Origin of the sequence: Herbiconiux liangxiaofengii, assembly GCF_041927335.1 — a bacterium.
GTDB classification, from domain to species: domain Bacteria; phylum Actinomycetota; class Actinomycetes; order Actinomycetales; family Microbacteriaceae; genus Herbiconiux; species Herbiconiux liangxiaofengii.
In genome coordinates this window covers 1-22,437 of the sequence record NZ_JBHFHD010000014.1, presented here as the reverse complement: position 1 = coordinate 22,437, position 22,437 = coordinate 1, and the positions used below count along the sequence as shown (strand labels likewise).

Sequence of the window (22,437 nt, the reverse complement as noted above, 5' to 3'; positions counted from 1 at the left end):
CCGTCACCGCCTCGTGTCGTCGCGGGTGAGCACCACACGGGTGGGCACGAAGCCGAAGTCGCCGAGGGCCGACTCGGCCGTCGCGCCCGCGTCGAGCGGTTCGGCGCGCAGTTCGAGCATCGTTCCCACGCGGAGGATCGACAGGGCGAACACGAACGGGCCGCTGGTGGTCGCCACCGCGACCTGGCTGCCGCCGTAGAGCTGCACTCCGAGCGGACGGACGGCGTCTCCGAAGAACATCGCGCGGCGGAACTCCTGCACGTGCCGCAAGGTCACGATCGCGAAGTCGTCGTCGAATCCCACGAGGGGCCGGTTGCCCGACGTCGTCACATGCGATCCGCCCGCCGAGCCGTCCGTCGCCGCCCAGCCGGTGATCAGATCGCTCGACTCCCACACCATCGAGCTGACACCCGAGACGACGAGACTGCCGATAGCCGACTGGCGCGGGTCGAGTCGGAGCACCGGTGTGCGCTGACCGAGCTCCCGTACCTCGTGGACGGCGGGTGCCGCGAACGGCTCGGGATGCTCGGCCGCGGCACGCGACGGCTCGCTCGCCGGTACGGCGGCCGCCGCCGGCCGCAGTTCGAGGCCCACAGCGGCGGTGCGCATCCCGGCTCCCGTCGAGGGCGCATCGACGGAACGGTCCGCTGCAGCCGACTCGGCGAGCCGCGGCCGTTCACGCCGGCGCAGGAAGGGAAGGTCGTGGCGAACCACGGAAGGAGCGGCCACGGGGTCAGAGGTCGATTCTGAAGTCGGCGGCCACGCCGCTGAGACCCGCACCGTAGCCCTGGCCGATGGCGCGGAACTTCCAGTCGTGCCGGTACCGGTAGAGCTCCCCGAAGAGCACTGCATTGCTCGATCGGATGTCGTCGAGCGGAACCGTGAATCGCACGAGCTCCCGCCCGGCGTCCGTGGCGACGCGCACGTACGCACTGCGCACCGCCGAGAAGTCGCCGGAACCGCGCACGTCGGGGTCCACGTAGACGATGAAGGCGATCTTCGCCACCTCGTCCGGAACGCGGGACAGGTCGACGTCGATCTCCTCGACGTCGCCCTCGGCGTCGAAGGCCACCGATCCGTCGGCGCTCTCGATCTGGTTGAAGAACACCAGATGCTCGTTGGAGAGCGCCTTGCCGTCCGCGCCGCACAGAATGGCTGCCGGCACCAGTTCGGCCAGGGGGCCCCGGCTCGGGATGATCTGCCAGCCGAATCCGAGCAGGATGCGGTCGAGCCCGGGGTTCTCCGCCGTCAGGGCGGCATTGGCCCCCGGGATGAGCGAGGCCATCAGCGCCCGCCCAGCACGAGACCGGCGTCGGGGCCCGCGAACTTGTCGGCGAGGAAACGGCCGTGCGTCGACAGCTCGGCGATCGCCCCGGTCCTGATCTGGTTCAGCAGGTCGTGCATGGTCTCCTCGAGTACGGCGAGCTGCCGGCTGAACATCAGGGTGGCCCGGGAGTCGTCGACGCGATCGTGCTCCGTGAGCGCGAGGTAGGCGCGCAGCGGCGTGGGGATGTAGTCGCCGATGATCGCCGCAAGCAGGACGCGCTGCTCGGTCGACGCATCCTGTGCATCGATCGTGGCGACGATGGTGCGCAGCAGATCGTCGATCTGGCGCAGCTGCGACGTGAGCACTCCCGGAAGGTCCCGACCCGCCCGGCGAACGGCAGCGCGCAGCCCGTCGAGAGCCAGAGCGACCTGCTCGTCCTCGCTGGCGACCGCGGCCGCGCCGGGAGCCGCGGGGAACCCGAGGTTCTCCGCGCCGGCCTGGCGCGATCCGTCACGCGGTTCCCCGGGATTCACGTGGCCGTCGGGATGCGGAGCGCCGTTCCTGATTGAGTCGATGAATCGCCCGAACCCCACCGGACTTCCCTTCTGTCCCCTACGACCTTGTGACACTGCCCCCGGCGTTGCCGTCGTCAGCCCTGCTGGGACTGCTGACTGCGCTCGAGGTAGGGACGTGCCTTCTCCAGTCCCGTCTCGAGGGCGGCGACCGTACCCTCCATGTTCTGCGCCGCTTTCGCACGGAAGGTGTCGATGGCGTCCATGGTGGCGAACACGTTGTCGAACGCCTTCTGCAGGGTCTCAACACTCACCCCCGACGAGGATGCCTGCTCGTGGATCCGCGTGGTCTGATCCTTTAGCATCTCGCTCGTCTTCAGGATCATGTTGTTCGTGGTGGTGTTGATGGCGTCGATCTGGTCGAGCACCATCTTCTGGTTCGCGAGGGCCTGCGCCACGATCACTGCGGTGCGCAGCGCCGCGATGGTCGTGGTGCGCGCCCGGTCGACACCCTTGATCAATTCCAGATTGTTCTTCCGGATGAGATCCATGGCGAGGTAACCCTGCACCGAGACGGCCAGCTGGGTGAGGATGTCCTGGTGTCGCTGACGGATGGGGAACAGCACGTCGGCCTCGAGCTTCTGCGCCTCGTCGATCCGTCCGGCAGCCCGGCTGGCCTCGATCTTCTCGACGCAGGCCGCGTCGAGCGCCTTGCCGAAGACGGCGTACTCGCTGAGGGACTGCATGGTCTCCCACAGCTGGACCTTCTCACCGGCGAGGGAGGCGTTGTCCTTCAGCAGCTCGTCCTGACCGGCCATCAACGACTTGATGATCTTGTCGAGCTGGGTCTGGGCCGACTCGTACTTCTGGAAGTACTTGGCCAGCTTGTTGCCGCCCGGGATGAAACCGAGGATCTTCCGGCCGACACCGAGATCGGCGTCGTTCGGGGTGAGGTCCTCCACCGTGCTGCGCAGGTCGCCCAGCGTGTTGGCCACGCTGATCTGTGCTGAGTTCCCGCTGCGCTTCGCGCCCGCGACCGAGGTGCTCGAGCGCTCGAGCATCCGGGTGGAGTACCCGCTCGACTGCACCATCTCGGCACCGCCGATCTGCGAGATGCCCTCCACCTTCGTGCTGAACTCAGGCGTGCGTGGATCGAGCGTCGCCACCTCGGCGACGAAAGCCGCCGCCTGTCGGGCGATCTCGGCCTGCCGGTCTGCCGGCACCGGCACCATGCCGGGTGCGTCGTCGACCTTGACGATCTCCGGCGCATCCGGAGCCTGCAGAACGAGCGAGGCCTGGGCGAGGTCGCCGGCGTCGGGAGGGGTGAGAGGGGTGCTCATCGGTCGCCTCAGCCCAGCTGCACGCCGAAGTCACCGGCGATGCCGGCGAGTCCGGTGGTGTAGCCCTGGCCGACGGCCTTGAACTTCCACTCCCCGCCGTTGCGGTACACCTCGGCGAACACCATGGCGGTCTCGGGGGCGGCGTCCTCGCTCAGGTCGAAGCGCACGATCTCGTTGCCGTCCTGGTCGAGCACACGACAGTACGCTCCGCGCACCTGCCCGAAGTTCTGGCGGCGCTCGTCAGCGCGGTCGATCGAGACCGCGATGACGACGCGCTGAACATCCGCGGCGACCTTCTGCAGGTCGACCGTGATCTGCTCGTCGTCACCGTCGCCCTCGCCCGATCGGTTGTCGCCCAGGTGCACGACCGAGCCGTCGGCTGCTGCAGGCTGGTTGTAGAAGATGAAGTCCGCCGACGAGCGCACCTTGCCGTCGGCGCCGATCAGCAGCGCCGAGGCGTCGAGGTCGAACGCCTCGCCGCTCGTCGTGCGCGGGTCCCAGCCGAGCCCGACCGTGGCGATGGTCAGACCGGGACTGGTCTTGGTGAGCGAGAGGTTGTTGCCCTTTGCGAGGGTGAGTCCTGCCATGAGAGTGGTCTCCTAAATCGGTGTTCAGAGGGCCTGTGCGGCCGGGGCGAGAAGGTCCATGACCGAGCGGCCGTTCGCACGCTCGCCGACGGCCTTGAACGACCAGCCGGCGCCGTCCCGGAACACCTTCGACATGATCATCGCCGTGTGCGGACCGGAGTCGGTCAGCTGGTACCGAGCCACCTCCGGAGAGCCCGGGGTCGAGTCGTCGACCACGCGGCTGAACGCGTTCTGCACGGTGTCGAACGTCTGACGGCTGTAGCTGCTGATCACGAACACGATCTGGGCGACCGCGCTCGACACCTTCGAGAGATCGACGACGATGGTCTCGTCATCGCCGTCGCCGGCCCCCGTGAGGTTGTCGCCGGTGTGCTTCGCCGACCCGTCCTTGCTGGCCAGCTGCTGGAACCAGATGGTGTCGAGCACCTTCCCTGACGCGTCGAAGAAGATCGCCGACGCGTCGAGGTCGATGTCCGCTCCGGCCTTGGCCCGGCCGAACAGACCCCGCTTCGTCGGGGTGACGCCGTCCCAGCCCAGACCGAGGCGGATCTTGGTGAGCGCTCCGCCGTCCTGTTTCGTCAGCGAGAGCGACTGGCCCTTTTCCAAGCTCAGACCCATGGTGTGTCTCCTTCAGGTTGTTCGTGGTGATCGTGCTCTGCGATGCGGTCGGGGGCGGCTCCGAACGGGATGCCCTCTAACGCTAGAGGAAAACGGGGCAGGTCGCCCGTCGCAGTTCTCGGGCCGGTGCGATCAGAGCTACACGGAGCGCTGGCCGCGCAATTCGTGCGCGTCGGCGAGCAGCTGCTGCAGTTCCTCGTCGGCGGCGGCCTTGCTCCGGTGCTTGGCGGGGAGGTCGGCCAGCGCCTTCTCGCGCTCCACCATGCGGGCGTAGGCGGCTTCCCGCAGTGTGGCATCCGTCTTCACGTCGTCGGCGAGGTACTTCTTCGCCTGAGCCTTGCCGTCGTTGATGACGGTGTGAGCCCGGCCTGCCGGGCTGAACAGCGACAGCAGCACGGTCACCGTGAGGATTCCGATGATGACGACGAGGGAGAGCCCCGTGCTGATCTCGAACACGGGCACGTGCTCGCCACCGTTGATGAACGGGAGCGTGTTCTCGTGCAGGGCGTGCAGCACGAGCTTCACTCCGATGAAACCCAGGATGGCGGCGAGGCCGTAGCTGAGGAAGATGAGCCGGTCGAGCAGTCCGTCGATCAGGAAGTACAGCTGCCGCAGCCCCATCAGCGAGAACGCCGTCGCGGTGAAGACGATGAAGGCGTTCTGGGTCAGGCCGAAGATCGCAGGGATGGAATCGAGCGCGAAGAGGAGGTCCGTGCCACCGATGGCGACCATCACCAGGAGCATCGGCGTGAGGACCTTCTTGCCGTTCTCGATGGTGATCAGCTTGTCGCCGTCGTAACGCTCCGTGGTGTTGAAGAGCCTCTTCGCGAGCCGGATGACGAAGTTGTCGGCCTCGTTGCTCTCCTCTTCGGGGCGCAGCAGCTTGATGGCGGTGAAGATCAGGAACCCGCCGAACAGGTAGAAGAGCCACGAGAAGGCATTGACCGCGGCGGCGCCGAGGAAGATGAATCCCGTGCGCGCGATGAGCGCGAACACGATGCCGAACAGCAGCACCTTCTGCTGGTCGGCGCGCGGCACCTTGAAGCTCGCCATGATGATCAGGAAGACGAAGAGGTTGTCGACCGAGAGCGCCTTCTCCGTGATGTACCCGGCGAAATACTCCGAGCCCAGCGTGCCGCCGCCGAAGATGAGCACGCCGATGCCGAAGACGATGGCGATGCCGACGTAGATGGCCGACCACTTGGCCGCCTCGGGCAGGGTGGGCTCATGGGCCTTCCGCACGTGGAAGATGAAGTCGAAGGCGAGGAGGGCGAGGATGCCGACCACGGTCAGCAACCAGACGTATCCGGGGATCTCTATTTCCATGAAGGGGTGTTCTCTCCGCGTGTGTCGAGGTGAAGGTGATTTAGTTGGACTAGTCCCACCATATTAGTTGGCGTGATCAAACCAATAGCATCCTCCGGACGAAATTCCTCACGTGAAGCAGGAGACTTTCAGCTATGACCCAGTCCACGGACGAGGACGTGCCCGACGTCGGGGCCACGATCGAGGCCGCCATGTCGGCCATCCTGCGTTGGACGACCCGCTCGGACAATCGTCGGGCTCTGCAGGACGCCGCCGGAGCCGCGCTCTCGAGCACCGACTCCTGGTTGCTCGAGTACGTCGTCGCCTCCGGCCCGGTACGGATGTCGGCGCTGGCCGAATGGCTGTCGGTGGACAAGTCGACGGTCACCGCCGAGGTCAGGCGTCTCGAGAACGGCGGGCTCGTCACGCGCCGACCGGATGAGGACGACCGGCGCGCCGTGCTCGTGACGGCGACCGACGCGGGCCGGGTTGCGATCCAGCGGCATCACGCCTCGGCCCAGCAGGTCTACAACACCCTGGTGGGCAAGTGGGCGGCCGACGATCGCGCCGAGCTCGCCCGACTCCTGGATCGGTTCGTCGACGAGCTGTCCTGGGTCAGCGACGCGGTCTCCCGCCACAACGCCTCACGCCCGCAGGCTCCCAAACGCGAGAAGGGCCACCCGAACGGGTGACCCTTCTCGCATTTCTGTCGGGCTGACAGGATTTGAACCTGCGACCCCTTGACCCCCAGTCAAGTGCGCTACCAAGCTGCGCCACAGCCCGTGGCCATCATCCGGAGAAGCGAACCGCTCCAGACAACTTGTCCATGATAGCGCCTTCCCACGACCCCCGCTGACACCCTCCGGCCGCCCGGACGACGACGGGAGGACTACCCAGAAAACAACATCAGTAGACGGGTTTCGAGAAGTTTGGGACTCAGAGTCCTAAAACTGGGCATTCTCCTAAGTTCGTCATTGCATAATTGAGCATGCCCCAGTCAACCGCCTTACCCGCAGCACCATCCCGACGCCAGGGCGCATCCGTCAATCCGGCCGAACCCCGAGCGGCCCGCACGCACGAAGCCCTGACGACTGCCCTGTTCGATCTCCTCCGCCAGCACGATCTCACCGAGATCAGCATCTCCGAACTGTGCCGAACGGCCGGCGTGCATCGCACGACGTTCTACGGTCACTACGCCGACATCTACGCGTTCGCGGCCGATTCGTTCGCGCACATCCTCGACGATCTCGGCAGCGTCGGAGACATCGACTCGTTCGACGGTTACTCCCCCGAAGAAGTGACCGCCGTCTACGGAGAGTCCATCCGGCGCGAGCTCGGCCACATCCTCGAGCACCGCGCGGCCTACCGCATGATGTTCAGCACCCGGGTCGACGCCGGGTTCCGCCGCGAGCTGCGCCAGCGCGCACTCCGACGGGCCTCGCTCGCTCTCGGCGTCTGGCAGCACCACGGTTTCGGTGCCGACATCGACACGGCCACCGCCGCCGCCTACATCGCCGGGGGCTCCGTCGGAGTGCTCGAAGACTGGGCCCTCAGCGACGACACCGACACGGATGCGCGCGCCTCTGCGATCATGGCCTCCTGGCCGGCGTGGTGCGCCGCCGCCTCCACCGCTCCCCTCACCCACAAGACGCTCTGACCGAACCCGAGACGTTCTGACTCCGACCGGCTGCGAGCCGACCCGAAAGGCTCGCAGCCGGCGGACGAGAACCGCACCGCGCAGCACCCGACGCAGCGCATCCCCGTCACGCCGACCCCGGTCGTGGTGATGGAATAGTCGCGTGAACCTCCCCGCACCCACCCCTGCCGGCGCATCCCGACGCCTGGCCCTGGCGGTCGACGTCGGCGGCACCAAGGCCGAGGCCGCACTCGTCGGCTCCGACGCCCGCGTGCTTCCCGGCACCCGCCACCGCGCCCCCACCGGCGCCGCGAGTTCCCGCGAGCAGATCGCCGCCGCCGTGCGCGAGGTGGTCGAGCTCGCCGTGGCCGACCTGCCCGCCGGCGCCGAACTCATCGGTGCGGGAATCGGCAGCGCCGGCCCCATCGACACCGCCCGCGGCACCACGTCGCCCCTCAACCTCGCGACGTTCCGCGACTACCCGCTGCGCGACCTCGTGGCCGACGCATCCGGAGTCGCGAACCCCGTGCTGCGGCTCGACGGCCTGTGCATCCTGCTCGCCGAGCACTGGGCCGGTGCCCTGCAGGGCTACCGCACGGCCATGGGCATGATCGTCTCCACCGGCATCGGCGGAGGTCTGCTCGTCGAGGGCCGGCTCGTCGGCGGCCGAACGGGCAACGCCGGTCACGTCGGCCAGATCCAGCTGCACACGCACCACTCCCCCGGTCGCGACCACTCGGTCACCCTCGAGGGCATCGCCGCCGGGCCCCGCATCGTGGCCTGGGCCAACGCCCAGGGCTGGAGCGGTCGCACCGGCGAGGAGCTCGGCCAGAGCTACCGTGACGGCGACCCGATCGCCCGCGCCGCCGTCGAGCGCTCCGCGAACGCCATCGGCGAGGGCATCGCCTCGGTCTGCGCCCTGCTCGACCTCGAGGCCGTGGCCATCGGCGGCGGCTTCTCGCGGGTCACGCCCGACCTGTTCGACCTCATCCGCGCGCGCATCGCCGAGGTGGCGCCGCTCGACACCATCGACGTCGCCGTTCTGCCTTCGGCGCTCTCCGACGAGGGGCCGCTCATCGGCGCCGCCGGTCTGGTGCACCGCGCCGACCTGCTCCCCTGAGCCCCCACCCCACTCGTCGAGTTGCGCCAAAATGCCCCCTCCCGGGACGGGAAGGGGCATTTTGGCGCAACTCGGCGGAAGCGACGCGAAGCGCCGGAGCTAGCGCTTGCGCTTCTCGCGCACGCGCATGTTCACGATGATCGGCGACCCCTCGAACCCGTAGATCTCACGCAACCGCCGCTGCACGTAGCGCCGGTAGCCCGGGTCGAGGAACCCGGTGGTGAACAGCACGAAGGTCGGCGGACGCGACGCGGCCTGCGTACCGAACAGGATGCGCGGCTGCTTTCCACCACGCACGGGGTGCGGGTGCGACGCGGTGAGCTCGGCGAGGAACGCGTTGAACTTGCCGGTCGGGATCCGCGTGTCCCACGACTCCAGCGCCAGTTCGAGCGCCGGAACGAGCTTCTCCAGGTGCCGCCCGGTGCGCGCCGAGATGTTCACCCGCGGCGCCCACGTCACGTGGTGCAGATCCTGCTCGATCTCGCGCTCGAGGTACCGGCGCCGGTCGTCGTCGAGCAGGTCCCACTTGTTGAACGCGAGCACGAGCGCACGGCCCGACTCCAGCACGAGGTCGATGATCCGCAGGTCCTGGGTCGAGATGGGCTCGGTCACGTCGAGCACCACCACCGCCACCTCCGCCTTCTCCAGCGCGGCAGACGTCCGCAGCGACGCGTAGAAGTCCGCTCCCTGCTGCAGGTGCACCCGCTTGCGGATGCCGGCCGTGTCCACGAAGGTCCACACCTTGCCGCCGAGTTCGATCTGCTCGTCCACCGGGTCGCGCGTGGTGCCGGCCATCTCGTTCACGACGACCCGTTCCTCACCCGCCGCCTTGTTCAGCAGCGAGCTCTTGCCCACGTTCGGCCGGCCCAGGATGGCGACGCGTCGAGGCCCGCCCATCTCCTGCTTCGCGACGGCCGAGATCTCGGGCATCTTCTGCATGATCTGATCGAGCAGGTCGGCCACGCCGCGGCCGTGCAGCGCCGAGACGGGGTGCGGCTCGCCGAGGCCCAGCGACCACAGCGCCGAGGCCTGCGGCTCCTGGCGCGTGTCGTCGACCTTGTTGGCCGCGAGGAACACCGGTCGGTTGGCCCGGCGGAGCAGCTTCACCACGTGCTCGTCGGTGGCGGTGGCGCCCACGTTCGAGTCGACCACGAACAGCACCACGTCGGCGAGGTCGATGGCCACCTCCGCCTGCGCGGCGACGGCGGCGTTGATGCCCGCGGCATCCGGTTCCCAGCCGCCCGTGTCGACGAGCGTGAACCGGCGTCCGGCCCACTCCGCCTTGTAGGCCACACGGTCGCGGGTGACGCCCGGCTTGTCCTCCACCACGGCCTCACGACGGCCCAGGATGCGGTTGACGAGCGCCGACTTGCCCACGTTCGGCCGGCCCACGATGGCCAGCACCGGCAGGGCCGGCAGCGCGATCATGCCGTCGGGGAACTCCTCGGCGAACTCGAGCAGGTCGAGGTCGCCCTCATCGAGCTCGTAGTCGGAGAGACCGGTGCGCAGTGTCTCTGCACGCCGCTCGGCGAGTTCCTCGTCGACGACGGCGAGCCGCTGGGCGAGGTCGTCGTCGGGAGCGTCGAACTCGTCCGACGCGTCGCTGTCGTGGCCCGAAACGGGGCCCTGGTTATCCGCCATGCGGGATCCTTGCTGTCTGCGAGTGAACGACATCGACGACCGCGGCGACGGTCTGCTCGAAGTCGAGCTGTGTGGAGTCGACGGTGGTCACACCGTCGGCGGCGTTCATGAAGTCGACCACGCGGGAATCGGCCTGATCGCGGGTGCGGAGCGCTTCGCCCACCGCAACGGCCGATTCGCTCGTCAGCTCCTTCGAACGCCTGGCCATTCTAGCCTCCTCCGTCGCCGTGAGCAGGATCCGTACCGGAGCATCCGGAGCCACCACCGTCGTGATGTCCCGCCCCTCGGCCACGATGCCGTCGAAGTCGGTGTCGCGCATGAGCCGCCGGAAGCGGTCGGTGAGCCAGGTCCGCACCTCCGGGATGCGCGCCACGGCGCTCACGGCCGCCGTCACCCGCGGCTCGCGGATGGCGTCGGTCACCTCCGTCGACCCCACGTGCACGTGGTAGTCGTCGGGGTCGATGCCGATGGTGAAGTCGAACGCGGGCAGCGCCGCCAGCACGGCGGAGGCGTCAGCCGGGTCGATCGACCGGTCGAGCAGGCTCCAAGCCAGCGCGCGGTAGCTGGCGCCGGTGTCGAGGTAGGCGTAGCCGAGGGCTCGCGCGGTGGCGCGGCTCACGCTCGACTTGCCGCTGCCGGCGGGGCCGTCGATCGCCACGACGACGGGGGTACGGGCGGGAACGGATGCGGTCATCCGGCGATTCTCCATCCTCGCGCGGCGAGCGCGCGGGTCACGGTGTCGAGCGTCTCGGGCAGCACGGCGATCTCGGCGAGGCCGATCTGAGCGCCGGGCGAGTGCTCGAGTCTGAGGTCTTCGAGGTTCACACCGTCTTCACCGAGTTCGGTGAGCAGGCGGGCGAGTTCTCCGGGGCTGTCGTCCACCATCACCACGAGCTGGGCGTAGCGGCGGTCCTGGCCGTGCTTGCCGGGGATGCGGGCGACCCCGGCGTTGCCGCCCGCGAGCGTCTCGGCCAGAGCGCGGCGCCAGCCGGCTCCCCCACCGGCCGAAGCCACAGCTGACGCGGCGCCGGCTCCGGATGCGGGGGCCGAGTCGGCGGCGGCCGCATCCAGGGCCGCGATCACCTCGTCGAGGTCGTCACGCACCCCCCGCAGCACCTCGGCGGTCGGCGCGGCGTTCGCGCCCAGGATCTGCACCCACAGCCCCGGGTCGCTCCCCGCCACGCGGGTCACGTCACGCAGGCCTCCGCCCGAGAGGTTCACTGCCGCCTCGGGCGCCGCCACGAGGCGCCGCGCCATCAGCGTCGACACCACCTGGGGGGCGTGCGAGATGAGGGCGACGCTGGCGTCGTGCTCGGCGGCGCTCATCTCCACGAGCACCGCCCCGAGGTCGAGGATGAGGTCGTCCACGGCCGAGGCCGTCTGGTACGAGATGTCGGGGTGCCCGGCCACCACCCACGGCCGGCCGAGGAAGAGGTCGGCACGACCCGCCATGGGGCCGCCCTTCTCGCGCCCGGCCAGCGGATGCGAGCCCACGTACCGGGTCACGTCGCCGCCCGCGGCCCGCACGGCGTCCAGCACCGGCAGCTTGACGCTGGCCACGTCGGTGACCACCGATCGCGGGTACGCCGAGAGCTCGCGCACGATCACGGATGCCGTCACGTCGGGCGGCACGCACACCACGATCAGCTGCGGCTCGTCGGCGTCGCCGGCGGAGCGACCGGCCCCGTAGTCGATGGCGATGCGCACGTTCGTCGGCGACGCGTCGGACAGGATGACGTCGACACCGCGGGCCCGCAGCCCCAGCGCGATGCTCGCTCCGAGCAACCCCACGCCCACCACGCGCACCGGCCCGGTGAGCCGGCTCTCGGCACCGCTCACCGCGAGCCCTCGCCCGAGTCGCCGGAGCCCTCGGCGTCGTCAGCGTCCGAGGCGTCGTCAGCGTCCGCGGCGTCGTCGACGCCCTCCTCATCCGGCTCGCCTCCGCCCCCGGTGGCCTCCCGCGACAGCGTCAGCAGGGTGCCCACCTCCGCCTTCGTGAGATCGCGCACGGCTCCGGCCTTGAGCGAGCCGAGGGTGAGCGGCCCGAACGAGCGGCGCACGAGGTCGACCACGGGGTGGCCCACCTCGGCGAGCATGCGCCGCACGATGTGGTTGCGGCCCGAGTGCAGCGTCACCTCCACGATCGAGTGTCCGCGCTCGGTGTCGAGCAGCCGCGCCTTGTCGGCGGCGATCGGCCCGTCGTCGAGCTCAACGCCGGCGGTCAGCGCCGAGAGCGTCTGCGGCGTCACGCGCCCCTCCACCTTGGCGATGTAGGTCTTCATCACCCCGAACGACGGATGCGCCAGCACGTGCGCCAGGTCGCCGTCGTTCGTGAGGATGAGCAGCCCGCTCGTCTCCGCGTCGAGTCGGCCCACGTTGAACAGGCGCTGCTCGAACGTGTCGGTCCAGCGCCGCAGGTCGGGTCGGCCGCGCTCGTCCTTCAGCGAACTCACCACGCCCAGGGGCTTGTTGAGCATCACGTAGCGCTTGTCGGGGTCGAGCTGCACGGCCACGCCGTCCACGGCCACCAGGTCGTTCTCGGGGTCGATGCGCCGGCCGAGTTCGGTCACCACCTCGCCGTTCACCTCCACGCGCCCGGCCTCGATCAGCTGCTCCGACACGCGCCGCGACGCCACACCCGCGGCCGCCATCACCTTCTGCAACCGCACGCCCTCCGGCTGGGCCCCGGGGGTCTGGGCGTTGTCATCCCACGGTGGTATCTCGAACGGGGTCATCGCACTCCTTGAAGGTCGTCGAAGCCCTCGCTGCCGTCGGCGAGCAAGGGCGAGATCCTGGGCATCTCCTCGAGGGAGTTGATGCCGAGCTGGGTCAGCAGCAGGTCGGTGGTGCCGTACAGGATGGCGCCGGTCTGGGCCTCCGTCGACACCTCGGTGATGAGGCCGCGGCTGAGCAGGGTGCGCACCACGGAGTCGACGTTCACCGCGCGCACGGCGGCCACGGCGCCTCGGCTGATCGGCTGCTTGTAGGCGATCACCGCCAGCGTCTCGAGCGCCGCCTGCGACAGGCGGGAGGGGTTCTGGGTCATCACGAAGTCGCGCACCAGCGGATCGTGCTCGCCGCGCACGTAGATGCGCCATCCGCCCGCCACCTCGCGCAGCTCGAAGCCGCGCCGCACGCTGCCGGGGGCCTCGCCGTCGTAGTCGGCCACGAGCCGCTCGACGCCCTGGCGCACCACGGCCACGGGCCGCCCGAGAGCGGTCGCGAGCGACACCAGGCTCTGCGGCTCGTCGGCCACCATGAAGATGGCCTCCAGCGCCCGGTCCACGTCCACCGGTGCCGCGGCCGCGGTCACCCCGTCGAGCTCCACCTCAGTTGTCATAGTCGGCTCCCGCGCTGGAGCTGGAAGAGACGGTCCGGTGGACCGTCTCCGCGACGCCAGCGCCGAGCGAGCTGCGCTCGATCGGGCTCGACGTTCCGTGCCTAGTTGTCATAGTCGGCTCCAAGATTGGCAAGGTCGTCCTCGTTCCAGTTCTCCGCCGTCCACATCAGGGTGAGGTCGCCGAGCGGTTCGAGCTGCTCGAACGAGATCGAGGCGTGCCGGTACAGCTCCAGCACCGCGAGAAACCGCGCGATCACCACGCCCTTCTCGTCGATGCCGGCGATCAGCTGCCGAAAGCTCACCGTGGTTCCGGATGCCGCGGCCGAGCGAAGCACGGCCACCACGTGCGCCGCCTGTTCCCGGATGCTCACCAGCGGCGCATGCAGATGCTCCAGCCCCACGGTGGGCAGCTCCCGCGGAGCGAGGGCCACGGCGGCGAGCGCGGCGAAATCCGCCGCCGTCAGCGTCCACACCAGCTCGGGCGTCTGCTGACGGTACTTCTCCTCCAGCCGCACCGCGCGCGGACGGCGCGTGCTCTCCTCGTCGAACCTCGTGGCCAGCCACTCCGACACCTGCTTGAACGCCCGGTACTGCAGCAGCCGCGCGAACAGCAGGTCGCGGGCTTCGAGCAGGGCCACGTCTTCGGCGTCGACGAGCTCGCCCTGAGGCAGCAGCCCGGCGATCTTCAGGTCGAGCAGCGTCGCCGCCACCACCAGGAACTCGCTCGCGCGGTCGAGCTCCTCCGCCGAGTCGAGCTTCTTCAGGTACGAGATGAACTCGTCCGTCACCCGGCTGAGCGAGATGTCGGTGATGTCGAGCTCGTGCTTGGAGATCAGCGACAGCAGCAGGTCGAACGGCCCCTGGAAGTTGTCGAGGCGGAGCGAGAAGCCCGAGGCCACCGCCTCCGTGTCGAGCTGCGCGGCGAGCGCCGGCTCAGGCGACCGCGCCACGGGCGACAAGTTCTCTGGCCAGCTGCTTGTAGGCCTTTGCCGAGGAGTGCTCGGGGGCGAACTGGGTGATGGGCTTGCCCGCCACCGTCGCATCCGGGAACTTCACCGTGCGGCCGATGACCGTCTCGAACACCTTGTCGCCGAACGTCTCCACCACGCGCTCCAGCACCTCGCGCGAGTGCAGCGTGCGCGGGTCGTACATGGTGGCCAGGATGCCGTCGAGCACGAGCGCGGGGTTCAGCCGGTCGCGCACCTTGTCGATGGTCTCCACCAGCAGTGCGACACCGCGCAACGCGAAGTACTCGCACTCGAGCGGGATGAGCACGCCGTGGCTCGCGGTGAGGGCGTTCACGGTGAGCAGCCCGAGCGAGGGCTGGCAGTCGATCAGGATGACGTCGTAGTCGTTGCTCACCTTGCGCAGCACCCGCGCGAGGATCGACTCCCGCGCCACCTCGCTCACGAGGTGCACCTCGGCGGCGGAGAGATCGATGTTGGCGGGGATGATGTCCAGCCCGGGAACGCTGGTCGAGCGGATCGTCTCGGCCGGGTCTTTCACCGTGCCGATCAGCAGGTCGTAGATGGTGGGGATGTCGTGCGTCATCACGCCGAGCCCGGCCGAGAGCGCCCCCTGCGGGTCGAAGTCGATGGCGAGCACCTTGCGGCCGTACTCGGCGAGCGCCGCGCCCACGTTCACGCTGGTCGTCGTCTTGCCGACGCCGCCCTTCTGGTTGCACAGCGAGATGATGCGGGCCGGGCCGTGCGAGGCCAGCGGAGCCGGATCTGGGAACTCGGTCACCGGCCGGCCCGTCGGGCCCATCTTCGGCAGATCGAGGCCGCTCAGTTCGTCGGCCTGCTTCGTGCTCGCCGTTCTCGTGCCTCTGGCTGCCACCGAAGTCGCTCCTCGTTCCTCGGCGCCATCCCGGCGCCTCCATCGATTCTACCGGGCCCGCGGATGCGCCGTCTGATACATGTCGATCAGCGTGTCCGCCGTCACCTGCGTGTAGAGCTGCGTGGTGGCCACGGAAGAGTGGCCGAGCAGGTCCTGCACCACCCGCACGTCGGCACCGCCCTGCAGCAGGTGGGTGGCGAACGAGTGCCGGAAGGTGTGCGGCGACACGTGGGTCGCGAGCCCGGCGCGCTCCGCGGCCGACTGGATGACGAGCCAGGCCCCTTGCCGGCTCAGCCGGTGACCCCGGATGCCGAGGAAGAGCGCCGGGGTCGACTTCCCACGGGTGGCGAACACGGGCCGCACCCGCACCAGGTAGGCGTCCAACGCCGCCCGGGCGTAGCTGCCCACCGGCACCACCCGCTGCTTGCTGCCCTTGCCGGTCACCCGCACCATGTCGCCGTCCTGCACGTCGTCGACGTCGAGGTCGACGAGCTCTGAGATGCGCGCTCCCGTGGCATAGAGCATCTCGAGCAGGGCCCGGTCGCGCAGCGCCACGGGCTCCTCGCCACCGGTCGAGGTGAGCAGCCGCTCCATGTCGTCGATCGAGATGGCCTTCGGCAGGCGCAGGGCGAGTTTGGGCGGTTTCACGTCGCGCGCGGCGTCGACCTCCACCACTCCCTCGTCGGCGAGGTACTTGTGGAACCCGCGCACGGTGGAGAGGATGCGCGCGATCGATGCGGCCGAGAGCTCCTGCCCCTCGGCCGACCGCAGCTCGCGGGTGAAGGCGCCGATGTCGTTCTCGCCCACGGCCGCGAGGTCTGTCAGGCCCCGGCCGGTCAACCACGCCGAGTACCGCACCAGGTCGCGCCGGTAGGCCGAGAGGGTGTTCGCCGACAGCCCGCGCTCCACGGTGAGATGGCGCAGAAAGCGGTCGACCGAGGTCGCCGTGTCCGTCGCCGGTGTCACGCCGTCGGCCTCAGTGACCGTCCGGGCGGCGCGGCCGGTCGGGCCAGGGCGCGTCGGCCGGGCGCAGGGTCGTCCAGCCGCGCGCCCGCGACGCGTGCGCCGCGAGGGCTCCCACGACGAGCGAGGGGTTCTGCACCCGGCTGGCCAGCACCGCGTCCACCACGTCGTCGAGGGCGAACCAGGCCGACTCCATGTCGGCCTCCTCACCCTCCCGGTCGAACGTGCCGCCGGTGGGCCGCACCCCGCGGGCCAGATAGATGCGGATGGCCTCGTTGTTGCCGCCCGGGGTCGTCACGTAGTCGCTCAGCACGTGCCAGTCGTCGGCTTCGAGGTCGACCTCCTCCGACAGCTCCCGCTTGGCGGCGTCCAGGGGCGACTCCCCCGGCTCGTCGAGCAGTCCCGCCGGCGGCTCCCACTCGCGGCGACGCACCGGATGCCGGTACTGCTTGATCAGCAGCACCCGGTCCTCGTCGTCCATCGCGAACACGGCCACCGCACCGGTGTGGTCGATGAACTCGCGGGTCAGGGTCGAGCCGGCGTAGTCGAAGGTCTCCCGGCGCACATCCCAGATGGCCCCCTCGAACACCACCTCGCTCGACGCGGCGTCGATGCCCACGAGTTCGTCGGCCAGTTCGGGCCGACCCGCCGTGCCATCCCGCTCCGGCGCGGTGTCAGGCATCGGTGTCCTGCACGGCGAACAGGCGGCTGGCCTCCTGGCGCTCGAGGGCGGCTCCCACGAGCCCCTTGAACAGCGGATGCGGGCGGCTGGGTCGCGAGCGCAGCTCCGGGTGCGCCTGGGTCGCCACGTAGTACGGGTGCACGTCGCGCGGCAGCTCCACGTACTCGACGAGGTGACCGTCGGGCGACAGACCCGAGAACCACAGGCCGGCGTCGCCGATCTGGCCGCGGTAGCGGTTGTTCACCTCGTAGCGGTGACGGTGACGCTCCGATGCGGTCGGCGCACCGTAGACCTCTTCGGCGATCGAGCCCGGGGCGAGGTCGGCCTCGTAGAGACCGAGGCGCATCGTGCCGCCGAGGTCTCCCCCGGCGATGATGTCGACCTGCTCGGCCATGGTCGCGATCACCGGGAACTCGGTGTCGGGGTCAAACTCGCTCGACGAGGCGCCCTCGAGCCCGGCCACGTTTCGGGCGTACTCGATCACCATGCACTGGAGCCCGAGGCAGAGGCCGAGCGCCGGGATCTTGTTCTCCCGGGCGTAGCGCAGCGCGCCGAGCTTGCCCTCGATGCCACGCACGCCGAAGCCGCCGGGAATGCAGATTCCGTCCACGTCGGCGAGCTCGCGGGCAGCGCCCTCAGGAGTCTCGCACTCGTCAGAGGGGATCCACTTGATGGCCACTTTCGCGCGGTGGCCGAAGCCGCCCGCCTTCAGGGCCTCGGTGACGGAGAGGTAGGCGTCGGGCAGGTCGATGTACTTGCCCACCAGACCGATGGTCACCTCGTGCTTGGGCTCGTGCACCGCGTCCAGCAGCGGCTGCCAGCCCGACCAGTCCACCTCGCCGGCCTTCCCGGCCAGATCGAGGTGCTCGACGATGTAGGAGTCGAGGCCCTGGTTGGTGAGCATGGTCGGGATGTCGTAGATCGAGGGCACGTCGACCGCGTTCACGACGGCCTGCTCGTCGACGTCGCACATCAGCGCGATCTTGCGCTTGTTGCTCTCAGAGACCGGGCGGTCGCTGCGGAGCACGAGGGCGTCGGGCTGGATTCCGATGGACCGCAGTGCCGCCACGGAGTGCTGCGTGGGCTTGGTCTTCTGCTCGCCCGAGGCGTTCATGAAGGGCACCAGCGACACGTGCACGAAGAAGACGTTCTTGCGTCCCAGCTCGTGGCGCACCTGACGGGCCGACTCGATGAAGGGCTGCGACTCGATGTCGCCGACGGTGCCGCCGATCTCGGTGATGATGACGTCCGGCCGGGAGGCGTCATGCGCCTGCAGCCGCATCCGGCGCTTTATCTCGTCGGTGATGTGCGGGATGACCTGAACGGTGTCGCCGAGGTACTCGCCGCGACGCTCCTTGGCGATCACGCTGGAGTAGATCTGACCGGTCGTCACATTGGCGGCCTGGTTCAGGTTGATGTCGAGGAACCGCTCGTAGTGCCCGATGTCGAGGTCGGTCTCGGCACCGTCGTCGGTGACGAACACCTCGCCGTGCTGGAACGGATTCATCGTTCCCGGATCGACGTTGAGGTAGGGATCCAGCTTCTGCATGACCACTTTCAGGCCACGTGCAGTGAGCAGATTCCCCAGGCTGGCGGCGGTGAGGCCTTTGCCCAGAGAGGAGACGACACCCCCGGTGACGAAGATGTGCTTCGTCATATTCGTGTCGGTCATTCGGTCCGTGTCATGAGCTTCGTCCACGGAGTTCCATCCTAACAGTGCTCTCGGGTGCCTCGGTCATCGCGCGGGCGCCGCAGCCCCCGGGCCGCGTTCGAATCAGTGTGCCACAGAGAGCGAGCGAGCGGTCTCGAGCAGTTCGGCCGCGTGAGCCAGTCCGGATTCCGAGTCGGGCAGACCCGACAGCAGGCGCGCCATCTCGGCGAGTCGCTCCTCGCCCTCGAGCTGTACGACGTTGGAGGCGGTCACCGGCCCCTCGAAGTCCTTCTCCACCCGCAGATGATTGGTGGCGAAGGCCGCCACCTGAGCCAAATGCGTCACCACGATCACCTGCGAGGTCTGCGCAAGAGCCGCGAGCCGGCGCCCGATCTCGATGGCGGAGGCGCCTCCCACGCCCGCGTCGACCTCGTCGAACACGAACGTCGGCACGGGGTCTGCTGCCGCGAGCACCACCTCGATGGCCAGCATCACGCGCGAGAGCTCGCCACCGGATGCGCCCCGGTTCAGTGGCCGCGGGTCGCTTCCCTCGTGCGGCCGCAGCAAGAACTGCACCAGGTCGCGCCCTGTGGTGCCCAGGTCGTCGCGCGGTTGCACGTCGACCACGAACCGCGCGTTCGGCATCGCCAGGGCCGCGAGCTCGGCGGTCACCTCGGTCGCGAGCGCCTCGCCGGCCGATCGGCGGAGGGCGCTGAGCTCGTCGGCGATCCGCTCGAGCTCCGCACGCTCGTCGTCGACGAGGGCCGTGAGCTGCTCGATCCGGTCGGAGTCGGAGTCGAGCTCCAGCAGTCGTGGTTCGGCCGATTCGGCGTAGGCGATCACGTCGGCCAGATCGGGACCGTACTTGCGCATGAGATTGGTGAGGGCGGCGCGGCGCTCCTGCACGCGATCGAGTTCCCCCACCTCGTCGGTCTCGAGCGTCGAGGCGTAGCTCGCGAGCTGCGTGGAGATGTCGGAGACGAGAAAGCTCGCCGAGGCGAGGGCGTCGACGATCGGGCCGAGCGCCTGATCGTGATGGGCCACCCGCTCGAGGCTCCGGCGGGCCGCATCGATGAGGCCGACGGTGTCGGGATGGTCGCCGGTCTCGCTGGAGACGTTCTCGCGCGCTTCCGCGGCCGCGATGCGGAGGTCTTCGACGTTCGTCAGCCGGGCGGCCACGTCGGCGAGTTCGTCGTCCTCCCCCGGCTGCGGCGCCACGGCCGAGATCTCGTCGATGGCCGTGCGCAGCTGATCGGCCTCACGGATGCGTGCCGTGCGTTCCGTGACGAGCGCCTCGATCTCGGTGGTGTGCGCCTGCCACGATGCGTGCAGATGCCGATAGGCGCCGAGGCGCTCCGCGAGCGCGGACCCCGCGAAGCTGTCGAGGGCGCCGCGTTGCGCAGACTGACCCTTCAGCCGCAACTGGTCGCTCTGACCGTGCACCACCACGAGCGCGTCGCCGATCTCGCTCAGAACGCTGATCGGGGCCGATCGGCCGCCCACCACGGCACGACCGCGACCCTCGGCCGACACCGAGCGAGACAGGATGACCTCGCTGCCGGCGGAACCGCCGTCATCGAGGTCGCCGCCCACTTCGCGCACACGCTCGGCCACCGGGCCGGTTCCGTCGATCAGCAGGCGTCCCTCCACCCAGGCCTGAGCCGCACCGGAGCGCACGGAACCTGTATCGGCACGCCGGCCGAGCAGGAGACCGAGAGCCGACACCACCATGGTCTTGCCGGCACCCGTCTCTCCGGTCACGGCGGTGAACCCGGGCCCGAGGGGCAGCACGGCTTCGCCGATCACCCCGAGGTCACGGATCGACAGTTCTTCAATCACGGTCGGACGGACCTCTCCACCCGTTCACGGGCAGGTTGAACTTGCGCACGAGCCGATCGGTGAACGGGCCCATCTGGAGCCGGGCGAGCCGCACCGGCACCGGCGAACGGCGCACGACCACGCGTGCACCCTTGGGGAGGTCGCGCATCCGTCGACCGTCGCTCCAGAGCACGGCCCCGCCCTGAGATCGTTCGAGCACCTCCACGGCCAGCGCCGAATCGGGGCCGACGACGAGCGGACGCGCGAACAACGCGTGCGGGCTCAGCGGCACCATGAGCAGCGCGTCGAGGCTGGGCCACACCACCGGCCCGCCCGCCGAGAAGGAGTAGGCGGTCGAACCGGTGGGAGTCGACATCACCACGCCGTCGCAGCCGAAGCTCGACAGCGGCCGGCCGTCGACCTCGATCACCACCTCGAGCATCCGCTCCCGGCTGGCCTTCTCGACCGTCGCCTCATTCAGCGCCCAGCTCTCGTAGACCACCTCGGCGCCGAGCTTAACCCGCACGGAGAGCGTCATGCGCTCCTCGACGAAGTAGTCGCGAGCCAGGGCCCGCTGCACGGTGGCTGTCAGATCGTCACGCTCGCTCTCGGCGAGGAAGCCCACGTGACCGAGGTTCACACCCAGCAAGGGCACTGTCGCGCCGCGAACCATCTCGGCGGCCCGCAGGATGGTGCCGTCGCCCCCGAGCACGATCACGAGCTCGAGGTCGTACACCGAGACACCGTCGCCGAGCGTCTCCGTGTCACCGAGCTCGCTCAGGGCCTCCGGATGATCGTCGTCGTCGAACGAGGGCAGAACCGGCTTCACGCCGGCAGCCCGGAGTTGCTCGCACACGCTCTGAGCAGCGAGAACCGAATCGCGCCGGCCGGTGTGCAGAACCACGAGCATGTATCGCTCAGTGCTCACGCGTCACGCTCCCGTCATCTCGGTCACCCGGTTCAACCATTCTGTCGGATGCGAACCGACATCCCGATTGAACCAGACCAAGTACTCCTGATTGCCAGCTCCACCCGCGATCGGGGACGGGATGACCCCGGCTGTGGACAACCCCAGATCGAACGCCGCCCAGAGCACTCCGGTGACCGCGTCGGCTCGGAGGGCGGGGTTCTTCACGATGCCCTCCTTCACGCCCGTGCGCCCCACCTCGAACTGCGGCTTCACCAGCAGCACGAAGTCGGCGTCAGGCGTCGCCACCGACTGCAGCGCCGGCAGCACCAGCCCGAGGGAGATGAACGACAGGTCGCCCACCACGAGCTGAACCGCCTCGTCGACTCCGGATGCACTGGCGAGCGTCTCAGGGGTGGCGAACCGCAGGTTGAACCCCTCCACGTTCACCACCCGCGGGTCCTTCGCCACGATCGGGTCGAGCTGGCCGTGCCCCACGTCGGCCGCGATCACCGTCCGCACCCCGCGCTCGAGCAGCACCTGGGTGAACCCACCGGTCGAGGCGCCGGCGTCGAGAGCGAGGCGCCCCGCCACGGTCACGTCGAAGGCGTCCAGGGCAGCGATCAGCTTGTTCGCGCCGCGGCTGACGTACCGGTCGACGGCGTCGACGCTCACCGTCTGTCCGTCGAACACCGGATGTGCCGACTTCACGATGGGGACGCCGTCGACCCGCACGTACCCGTTGGCGATCAGCCGGGCCGCGTGCGTGCGCGACCGAGCCAGCCCCAGCGACGCTACGGCAGCGTCGAGGCGAGTGGAATCAGGCATTCGTCGACGTCGCGTCGCCGCCCTCGAGGCGGCCCTTCAGGTCGTCGTGCAGTTGCGAGTACGCGGAGGCGCGGGTGTCCAGCGGCTGCTCCTCGATCACCCGGAGTCGCGGCAGCAGTGCCGTGTCGTCGTCAGGATCGTCGGTGCTCATCACTCCAGCGTACCTCCCCGGATGCGCGGTGCCGCGGGGCGGGCCGGCTGCCAACACGACGGCTTAAATGCGAAATGCCCACCCCCGAAGGGATGGGCATTTCTGAAGTAAGTCCGGCGGTGTCCTACTCTCCCACAAGGTCCCCCTTGCAGTACCATCGGCGCTGAGAGTCTTAGCTTCCGGGTTCGGAATGTGACCGGGCGTTTCCCTCTCGCTATGGCCGCCGAAACAC

24 protein-coding genes, 1 tRNA gene and 1 rRNA gene are annotated in these 22,437 nt (G+C 69.2%); 3 read left to right on the top strand and 23 right to left on the bottom strand.

All coding sequences use genetic code 11. The features are described from left to right. Positions 1-3: 3 nt before the first annotated feature. The 7 genes from ACEXOR_RS14575 to ACEXOR_RS14545 form a co-directional block, all read right to left on the bottom strand. Entirely contained in the window at positions 4-729 is a 726-nt protein-coding gene (locus ACEXOR_RS14575) for a hypothetical protein (protein ID WP_374850422.1), read from the bottom strand. 4 nt (positions 730-733) lie between these two features. Then, positions 734-1,285, bottom strand: coding sequence for a TerD family protein (locus tag ACEXOR_RS14570; RefSeq protein WP_374850421.1), 552 nt, complete (start codon positions 1,283-1,285; stop codon positions 734-736). Beyond that, a complete protein-coding gene (locus ACEXOR_RS14565) occupies positions 1,285-1,800 on the bottom strand; it encodes a hypothetical protein (RefSeq protein ID WP_374850420.1) in 516 nt (171 codons plus the stop codon). The genes ACEXOR_RS14570 and ACEXOR_RS14565 overlap by 1 nt, the downstream gene beginning before the upstream one ends. A 116-nt stretch (positions 1,801-1,916) precedes the next feature. Further along, positions 1,917-3,119: a toxic anion resistance protein gene (locus ACEXOR_RS14560; RefSeq protein WP_374850419.1), complete on the bottom strand. Its 1,203-nt coding sequence runs from the start codon at positions 3,117-3,119 to the stop codon at positions 1,917-1,919. Between the two features lie 8 nt (positions 3,120-3,127). Then, positions 3,128-3,706 (bottom strand): TerD family protein, encoded by a 579-nt coding sequence (locus ACEXOR_RS14555; RefSeq protein WP_374850418.1) that lies wholly within the window; start codon positions 3,704-3,706, stop codon positions 3,128-3,130. 24 nt (positions 3,707-3,730) lie between these two features. Then, positions 3,731-4,324, bottom strand: a complete 594-nt coding sequence (locus ACEXOR_RS14550) for a TerD family protein (RefSeq protein ID WP_374850417.1) — start codon at positions 4,322-4,324, stop codon at positions 3,731-3,733. Between the two features lie 138 nt (positions 4,325-4,462). Further along, positions 4,463-5,644, bottom strand: a complete 1,182-nt coding sequence (locus ACEXOR_RS14545) for a TerC family protein (protein WP_374850596.1) — start codon at positions 5,642-5,644, stop codon at positions 4,463-4,465. A 140-nt stretch (positions 5,645-5,784) separates the two neighbouring features. Here ACEXOR_RS14545 and ACEXOR_RS14540 point away from each other — a divergent pair, with 140 nt between their 5' ends. Continuing rightward, the gene (locus ACEXOR_RS14540; RefSeq protein WP_374850416.1) at positions 5,785-6,321 is read left to right on the top strand and encodes a MarR family winged helix-turn-helix transcriptional regulator; all 537 of its coding nucleotides are present in this window, start codon (positions 5,785-5,787) and stop codon (positions 6,319-6,321) included. A 17-nt stretch (positions 6,322-6,338) separates the two neighbouring features. Here ACEXOR_RS14540 and ACEXOR_RS14535 read toward each other — a convergent pair. Further along, positions 6,339-6,412 (bottom strand) — tRNA-Pro (locus ACEXOR_RS14535). A 205-nt stretch (positions 6,413-6,617) separates the two neighbouring features. On the opposite strand from ACEXOR_RS14535, the gene ACEXOR_RS14530 reads away from it, so the two are divergent. Together ACEXOR_RS14530 and ACEXOR_RS14525 are read left to right on the top strand one after the other, a co-directional pair. After that, positions 6,618-7,286 (top strand): TetR/AcrR family transcriptional regulator, encoded by a 669-nt coding sequence (locus tag ACEXOR_RS14530; protein ID WP_374850415.1) that lies wholly within the window; start codon positions 6,618-6,620, stop codon positions 7,284-7,286. Positions 7,287-7,428: 142 nt separating this feature from the next. Continuing rightward, positions 7,429-8,385, top strand: a complete 957-nt coding sequence (locus ACEXOR_RS14525) for an ROK family protein (protein ID WP_374850414.1) — start codon at positions 7,429-7,431, stop codon at positions 8,383-8,385. A gap of 99 nt (positions 8,386-8,484) precedes the next feature. Here the strand turns inward: ACEXOR_RS14525 and der are convergent, their stop codons facing one another. From der to rrf, 15 genes are all read right to left on the bottom strand, one after another. Further along, on the bottom strand, positions 8,485-10,026 hold the full coding sequence (der, locus tag ACEXOR_RS14520; RefSeq protein ID WP_374850413.1) for a ribosome biogenesis GTPase Der: 1,542 nt from the start codon (positions 10,024-10,026) through the stop codon (positions 8,485-8,487). Then, positions 10,016-10,720, bottom strand: coding sequence for a (d)CMP kinase (cmk, locus tag ACEXOR_RS14515; protein WP_374850412.1), 705 nt, complete (start codon positions 10,718-10,720; stop codon positions 10,016-10,018). Before cmk ends, der begins: the two co-directional genes overlap by 11 nt. Continuing rightward, complete coding sequence (locus tag ACEXOR_RS14510) at positions 10,717-11,865, bottom strand: prephenate dehydrogenase (RefSeq protein WP_374850411.1); 1,149 nt, start codon at positions 11,863-11,865, stop codon at positions 10,717-10,719. Before ACEXOR_RS14510 ends, cmk begins: the two co-directional genes overlap by 4 nt. Then, the gene (locus ACEXOR_RS14505) at positions 11,862-12,761 is read right to left on the bottom strand and encodes a pseudouridine synthase (RefSeq protein WP_374850410.1); all 900 of its coding nucleotides are present in this window, start codon (positions 12,759-12,761) and stop codon (positions 11,862-11,864) included. The genes ACEXOR_RS14510 and ACEXOR_RS14505 overlap by 4 nt, the downstream gene beginning before the upstream one ends. After that, positions 12,758-13,366: an SMC-Scp complex subunit ScpB gene (gene scpB, locus ACEXOR_RS14500; protein WP_374850409.1), complete on the bottom strand. Its 609-nt coding sequence runs from the start codon at positions 13,364-13,366 to the stop codon at positions 12,758-12,760. The genes ACEXOR_RS14505 and scpB overlap by 4 nt, the downstream gene beginning before the upstream one ends. Positions 13,367-13,467: 101 nt before the next feature. Then, positions 13,468-14,325: a segregation and condensation protein A gene (locus tag ACEXOR_RS14495; RefSeq protein ID WP_374850408.1), complete on the bottom strand. Its 858-nt coding sequence runs from the start codon at positions 14,323-14,325 to the stop codon at positions 13,468-13,470. Beyond that, positions 14,300-15,133, bottom strand: coding sequence for a ParA family protein (locus ACEXOR_RS14490; RefSeq protein ID WP_374850595.1), 834 nt, complete (start codon positions 15,131-15,133; stop codon positions 14,300-14,302). Before ACEXOR_RS14490 ends, ACEXOR_RS14495 begins: the two co-directional genes overlap by 26 nt. Positions 15,134-15,253: 120 nt before the next feature. Then, positions 15,254-16,171, bottom strand: a complete 918-nt coding sequence (xerD, locus tag ACEXOR_RS14485; protein WP_374850407.1) for a site-specific tyrosine recombinase XerD — start codon at positions 16,169-16,171, stop codon at positions 15,254-15,256. A 10-nt stretch (positions 16,172-16,181) separates the two neighbouring features. Beyond that, positions 16,182-16,850, bottom strand: a complete 669-nt coding sequence (locus ACEXOR_RS14480; protein ID WP_374850406.1) for an NUDIX domain-containing protein — start codon at positions 16,848-16,850, stop codon at positions 16,182-16,184. Continuing rightward, positions 16,843-18,522 carry a CTP synthase gene (gene pyrG / locus ACEXOR_RS14475; RefSeq protein WP_374850405.1) on the bottom strand — a complete coding sequence of 560 codons (1,680 nt, stop codon included), beginning with the start codon at positions 18,520-18,522 and terminating at the stop codon, positions 16,843-16,845. Before pyrG ends, ACEXOR_RS14480 begins: the two co-directional genes overlap by 8 nt. A gap of 102 nt (positions 18,523-18,624) precedes the next feature. Then, positions 18,625-20,340: a DNA repair protein RecN gene (recN, locus tag ACEXOR_RS14470; protein WP_374850404.1), complete on the bottom strand. Its 1,716-nt coding sequence runs from the start codon at positions 20,338-20,340 to the stop codon at positions 18,625-18,627. Further along, positions 20,333-21,229, bottom strand: coding sequence for an NAD kinase (locus tag ACEXOR_RS14465; protein WP_374850594.1), 897 nt, complete (start codon positions 21,227-21,229; stop codon positions 20,333-20,335). Before ACEXOR_RS14465 ends, recN begins: the two co-directional genes overlap by 8 nt. A 21-nt stretch (positions 21,230-21,250) precedes the next feature. Beyond that, a complete protein-coding gene (locus ACEXOR_RS14460; protein ID WP_374850403.1) occupies positions 21,251-22,054 on the bottom strand; it encodes a TlyA family RNA methyltransferase in 804 nt (267 codons plus the stop codon). Continuing rightward, a complete protein-coding gene (locus tag ACEXOR_RS14455; protein WP_374850402.1) occupies positions 22,047-22,205 on the bottom strand; it encodes a hypothetical protein in 159 nt (52 codons plus the stop codon). The genes ACEXOR_RS14460 and ACEXOR_RS14455 overlap by 8 nt, the downstream gene beginning before the upstream one ends. A gap of 111 nt (positions 22,206-22,316) precedes the next feature. Then, a 5S ribosomal RNA gene (rrf, locus tag ACEXOR_RS14450) occupies positions 22,317-22,433 on the bottom strand. Positions 22,434-22,437: the final 4 nt, after the last annotated feature.

Bases quoted from the DNA above. Each gene is read 5' to 3' on its own strand.
- ACEXOR_RS14570 (WP_374850421.1), bottom strand. From the start codon at position 1,285: ATGGCCTCGCTCATCCCGGGGGCCAATGCCGCCCTGACGGCGGAGAAC.
- ACEXOR_RS14560 (WP_374850419.1), bottom strand. From the start codon at position 3,119: ATGAGCACCCCTCTCACCCCTCCCGACGCCGGCGACCTCGCCCAGGCC.
- ACEXOR_RS14555 (WP_374850418.1), bottom strand. From the start codon at position 3,706: ATGGCAGGACTCACCCTCGCAAAGGGCAACAACCTCTCGCTCACCAAG.
- ACEXOR_RS14550 (WP_374850417.1), bottom strand. From the start codon at position 4,324: ATGGGTCTGAGCTTGGAAAAGGGCCAGTCGCTCTCGCTGACGAAACAG.
- ACEXOR_RS14540 (WP_374850416.1), top strand. From the start codon at position 5,785: ATGACCCAGTCCACGGACGAGGACGTGCCCGACGTCGGGGCCACGATC.
- ACEXOR_RS14530 (WP_374850415.1), top strand. From the start codon at position 6,618: ATGCCCCAGTCAACCGCCTTACCCGCAGCACCATCCCGACGCCAGGGC.
- der (WP_374850413.1), bottom strand. From the start codon at position 10,026: ATGGCGGATAACCAGGGCCCCGTTTCGGGCCACGACAGCGACGCGTCG.
- cmk (WP_374850412.1), bottom strand. From the start codon at position 10,720: ATGACCGCATCCGTTCCCGCCCGTACCCCCGTCGTCGTGGCGATCGAC.
- ACEXOR_RS14505 (WP_374850410.1), bottom strand. From the start codon at position 12,761: ATGACCCCGTTCGAGATACCACCGTGGGATGACAACGCCCAGACCCCC.
- scpB (WP_374850409.1), bottom strand. From the start codon at position 13,366: ATGACAACTGAGGTGGAGCTCGACGGGGTGACCGCGGCCGCGGCACCG.
- ACEXOR_RS14490 (WP_374850595.1), bottom strand. From the start codon at position 15,133: ATGGGCCCGACGGGCCGGCCGGTGACCGAGTTCCCAGATCCGGCTCCG.
- ACEXOR_RS14480 (WP_374850406.1), bottom strand. From the start codon at position 16,850: ATGCCTGACACCGCGCCGGAGCGGGATGGCACGGCGGGTCGGCCCGAA.
- pyrG (WP_374850405.1), bottom strand. From the start codon at position 18,522: ATGACCGACACGAATATGACGAAGCACATCTTCGTCACCGGGGGTGTC.
- ACEXOR_RS14465 (WP_374850594.1), bottom strand. From the start codon at position 21,229: ATGCTCGTGGTTCTGCACACCGGCCGGCGCGATTCGGTTCTCGCTGCT.
- ACEXOR_RS14460 (WP_374850403.1), bottom strand. From the start codon at position 22,054: ATGCCTGATTCCACTCGCCTCGACGCTGCCGTAGCGTCGCTGGGGCTG.
- ACEXOR_RS14455 (WP_374850402.1), bottom strand. From the start codon at position 22,205: ATGAGCACCGACGATCCTGACGACGACACGGCACTGCTGCCGCGACTC.